Source organism: Cryobacterium sp. PH31-AA6, assembly GCF_030063195.1.
GTDB lineage: Bacteria > Actinomycetota > Actinomycetes > Actinomycetales > Microbacteriaceae > Cryobacterium.
The window spans coordinates 1-1,658 of the sequence record NZ_JASISS010000059.1 but is presented as its reverse complement, the minus strand read 5'-3'; the positions used below and the strand labels follow the sequence as shown (position 1 = coordinate 1,658).

1 protein-coding gene is annotated in these 1,658 nt (G+C 62.7%); it reads left to right on the top strand.

Translation table 11 applies throughout. The features are described 5' to 3' along the window. Positions 1–121 precede the first annotated feature (121 nt). A complete protein-coding gene (locus QMG61_RS17345) occupies positions 122–1,516 on the top strand; it encodes an IS1380 family transposase (protein ID WP_283495584.1) in 1,395 nt (464 codons plus the stop codon). Positions 1,517–1,658: the final 142 nt, after the last annotated feature.

Below are 1,658 nucleotides of genomic sequence, written 5' to 3'. Positions count from 1 at the left end.
CCTCAATCCACCGGTCGGCTTTGATTCCGTGACGGCGAGTTAAACCGAGAATGCCCCTCTGATCAGGTAAAATAGTTGTTACTTAGACAAACTATTCACCAACCAAGGAGGCATCTCGTAGATGCAACTTTCTCACACTCACCGGTCCTTGTCCGCTTCCTTCGATGACCCGAATCTCGTGTCGTCTGCCGGGCTTGTTCCCGTGATGGCGTTGGCGGCGAAAACTGGCCTCAGTACCCTCGTCGATGAGTGGGTGAAACTACCCGGATACTTCGGCGCGAACGCGGGCATGAAAGTGATGGCGTTGGTCGCCGGAATGCTCACCGGAGCCGATTCCATCGACGATATGGCGGTACTCAGACACGGCGCGCTACGGAAACTGTTCACCGGAACCTACGCCCCTTCAACGCTGGGATCGTTCCTGCGGGCGTTCCTGTTCGGCCATGTTCGCCAACTCGACGCCGTCGCGTCCCGGTGGCTGGGCAACCTCGCCGCCGTAACCCCGATCGTGGCCGGTATCGACGAGTATGCCCTGGTCGATATCGACGACACCATCAAAGAAGTGCACGGGCACCAGAAACAGGGCGCCGGGTTTGGCTACTCCGGGGTCCGCGGCCTCAACGCCCTGTTCGCCATCATCAGCACCGGACTGTCCGCACCGATCATCGTCGCCTGCCGGCTCCGGAAAGGCCCCACGAACTCCGCCCGCGGGGCGGCGAAGTTCGTCTCCGACACCCTCGCCGCCGTGAAGCGCCTCCGCAACCCGACCGCGACAGGACTGCTGCTCCTGCGCGCCGACAGCGCCTACTACGTCAGTGCCGTCATCACGGCGGCCATCCGCGCCGGTGCGATGGTGTCGATCACAGCCCGCCTGAATTCTTTGGTGAAAGCGGCCATCAGCACGATCCCCGACACCGCGTGGATCCCCATCAAATACACCAACGCGATCTTCGACGACACGACCGGGCAGTGGATTTCCGACGCGGAAGTCGCCGAGATTCCCTTCACCGCCTTCGGCTCAAAGAAGAAAAGCGAGCAGGTCGCCGGGCGCCTAGTCGTGCGGCGCATCCCGGAGCTGAACAAAACCGTTGCCGCCGGCCAAGGCGCCCTCTTTGACCTGTTCCGCTTCCACGCGTTCTTCACCACCAGCACCCTGAACACCGTCGACGCGGACAAAACCCACCGCCAACATGCCGTCATAGAAAACCTGAACGCAGATATGAAAGCGTCGGCGCTGGCGCACTTCCCGTCCGGCGTTTTCACGGCCAACGCGGCCTGGTTGGTGCTGGCCTGCATCGCGTTCAACCTCACCCGCGCCGCCGGAACCCTCGCCAGCCCCACCCTCGGCAAAGCCGTCACCGCGACCGTCCGACGCAAACTCATCAACGTCGCCGCGCGAGTCTCGACATCCGCACGCCGCATCACGCTGCACTTGCCCGAACACTGGCCCTGGGAAGAAGGCTGGACCAAGCTTTTCACCAGCGCCTGCAGCCCACCCGGCCGCGCCGCCACCTAACCACCCAGCCCCAAAGGGCGCAACCAGGAACCCCAGTGGAACACTCACGGCATCGAGGCCCAGCCCTCAACCGCGCCCGAAACCCAGAAACCCAATCAAACCGAAATCACGATTCCACCAGCGGTCGACCGGTGGATTCAGG